Genomic DNA, 3,079 nt, shown 5'->3' with positions numbered 1-3,079 from the left:
GCTACAAGGCCAGAAACACTTCTTGGGTGTTGTATGGTTAAGCCTCACGGGTAATTAGTATGGGTTAGCTCAACACGTCGCCGCGCTTACACACCCCACCTATCAACGTTGTGGTCTCCAACGGCCCTTTAGGACCCTCAAGGGGTCAGGGATGACTCATCTCAGGGCTCGCTTCCCGCTTAGATGCTTTCAGCGGTTATCGATTCCGAACTTAGCTACCGGGCAGTGCCACTGGCGTGACAACCCGAACACCAGAGGTTCGTTCACTCCGGTCCTCTCGTACTAGGAGCAACTCCCTTCAATCATCCAACGCCCACGGCAGATAGGGACCGAACTGTCTCACGACGTTCTGAACCCAGCTCGCGTACCACTTTAAATGGCGAACAGCCATACCCTTGGGACCGACTTCAGCCCCAGGATGTGATGAGCCGACATCGAGGTGCCAAACACCGCCGTCGATATGAACTCTTGGGCGGTATCAGCCTGTTATCCCCGGAGTACCTTTTATCCGTTGAGCGATGGCCCTTCCATTCAGAACCACCGGATCACTATGACCTACTTTCGTACCTGCTCGACCTGTCCGTCTCGCAGTTAAGCTGGCTTATGCCATTGCACTAACCTCCTGATGTCCGACCAGGATTAGCCAACCTTCGTGCTCCTCCGTTACTCTTTGGGAGGAGACCGCCCCAGTCAAACTACCCACCAGGCACTGTCCGCGAGCCCGATTCAGGGCCCTGCGTTAGAACATCAAACATACAAGGGTGGTATTTCAAGGACGGCTCCACGACAACTGGCGTTATCGCTTCAAAGCCTCCCACCTATCCTACACATGTAGGTTCAATGTTCAGTGCCAAGCTGTAGTAAAGGTTCACGGGGTCTTTCCGTCTAGCCGCGGGTACACCGCATCTTCACGGCGAATTCGATTTCACTGAGTCTCGGGTGGAGACAGCATGGCCATGGTTACACCATTCGTGCAGGTCGGAACTTACCCGACAAGGAATTTCGCTACCTTAGGACCGTTATAGTTACGGCCGCCGTTTACCGGGGCTTCGATCAAGAGCTTCGCTTGCGCTAACCCCATCAATTAACCTTCCGGCACCGGGCAGGTGTCACACCCTATACGTCCACTTTCGTGTTTGCAGAGTGCTGTGTTTTTGATAAACAGTCCCAGCCATCTGGTCACTGCGACTCCCAACTGCTCCATCCGCAAGGGACTTCACTGTCAAGAGCGAACCTTCTCCCGAAGTTACGGTTCTATTTTGCCTAGTTCCTTCACCCGAGTTCTCTCAAGCGCCTTGGTATTCTCTACCCGACCACCTGTGTCGGTTTGGGGTACGATGACTTGTAATCTGAAGCTTAGAGGCTTTTCCTGGAAGCAGGGCATCAATGGCTTCCGCACCGTAGTGCGTTCGTCTCGTGTCTCAGTGTTGTGTCTCCGGATTTGCCTAGAAACACCACCTACGCACTTTCACCAGGACAACCGTCGCCTGGCCCACCTAGCCTTCTCCGTCCCCCCATCGCAATTACAAGTCGTGCAGGAATATTAACCTGCTTCCCATCGATTACGCCTTTCGGCCTCACCTTAGGGGTCGACTCACCCTGCCCCGATTAACGTTGGACAGGAACCCTTGGTCTTCCGGCGAGGAGGCTTTTCACCCCCTTTATCGTTACTTACGTCAGCATTCGCACTTCTGATATCTCCAGCATACCTCTCGATACACCTTCGCAGACTTACAGAACGCTCCCCTACCACTCACACATAAGTGTGAATCCGCGGCTTCGGTGCCTGGTTTGAGCCCCGTTACATCTTCCGCGCAGGCCGACTCGACTAGTGAGCTATTACGCTTTCTTTAAATGATGGCTGCTTCTAAGCCAACATCCTAGCTGTCTGAGCCTTCCCACATCGTTTCCCACTTAACCAGAACTTTGGGACCTTAGCCGGCGGTCTGGGTTGTTTCCCTCTTCACGACGGACGTTAGCACCCGCCGTGTGTCTCCCGGATATTACTTACTGGTATTCGGAGTTTGCATGGAGTTGGTAAGTCGGGATGACCCCCTAGTCCAAACAGTGCTCTACCCCCAGTAGTATTCGTCCGAGGCGCTACCTAAATAGCTTTCGGGGAGAACCAGCTATCTCCGAGTTTGATTGGCCTTTCACCCCCAGCCACAGGTCATCCCCTAACTTTGCAACGTTAGTGGGTTCGGTCCTCCAGTTGATGTTACTCAACCTTCAACCTGCCCATGGCTAGATCACCCGGTTTCGGGTCTACACCTTGCAACTAGACGCCCAGTTAAGACTCGGTTTCCCTACGGCTCCCCTATACGGTTAACCTCGCTACAAAATGTAAGTCGCTGACCCATTATACAAAAGGTACGCAGTCACCCCGAAGGGCTCCCACTGCTTGTACGTACACGGTTTCAGGTTCTATTTCACTCCCCTCACAGGGGTTCTTTTCGCCTTTCCCTCACGGTACTGGTTCACTATCGGTCAGTCAGGAGTATTTAGCCTTGGAGGATGGTCCCCCCATATTCAGACAGGATGTCACGTGTCCCGCCCTACTCGATTTCACTTCAAGGTCGTTTTCGTGTACGGGGCTATCACCCTGTATCGCTGGCCTTTCCAGGACCATTCCACTAACTTCCAAGAAACTTAAGGGCTAATCCCCGTTCGCTCGCCGCTACTGAGGGAATCTCGGTTGATTTCTTTTCCTCGGGGTACTTAGATGTTTCAGTTCTCCCGGTTCGCCTCGTTACACTATGTATTCATGCAACGATACCCAAGTTATCTTGGGTGGGTTTCCCCATTCGGAAATCTGTGAGTAATAGCGTCTCTTACCGACTTCTCACAGCTTATCGCAGGTTAGTACGTCCTTCATCGCCTCTGACTGCCAAGGCATCCACCATGTACGCTTAGTCACTTAACCATACAACCCCAAGAAGTGTCGGTGAAACCGGCACAGCCTGTTGTCGTACAACAAGGACCAAATAAAATTTGGTTTTCGCCAAGAAGTTTCCAAAGCACTTGTAACAAATGTTTGAGAACTACTTTTTAAATCAGCTTTCCAGATTGTTAAAGAGCA

Annotated in this window: 1 rRNA gene; it reads right to left on the bottom strand. The window is 52.2% G+C overall.

The features are described from left to right. Positions 1-33 precede the first annotated feature (33 nt). Positions 34-2,923: ribosomal RNA gene (locus LD28_RS0119490) — 23S ribosomal RNA — on the bottom strand. Positions 2,924-3,079 lie beyond the last annotated feature (156 nt).

Origin of the sequence: Aeromonas finlandensis (genome assembly GCF_000764645.1) — a bacterium.
Lineage (GTDB): Bacteria > Pseudomonadota > Gammaproteobacteria > Enterobacterales > Aeromonadaceae > Aeromonas > Aeromonas finlandensis.
This window is presented reverse-complemented; position numbering and strand designations above follow the sequence as displayed.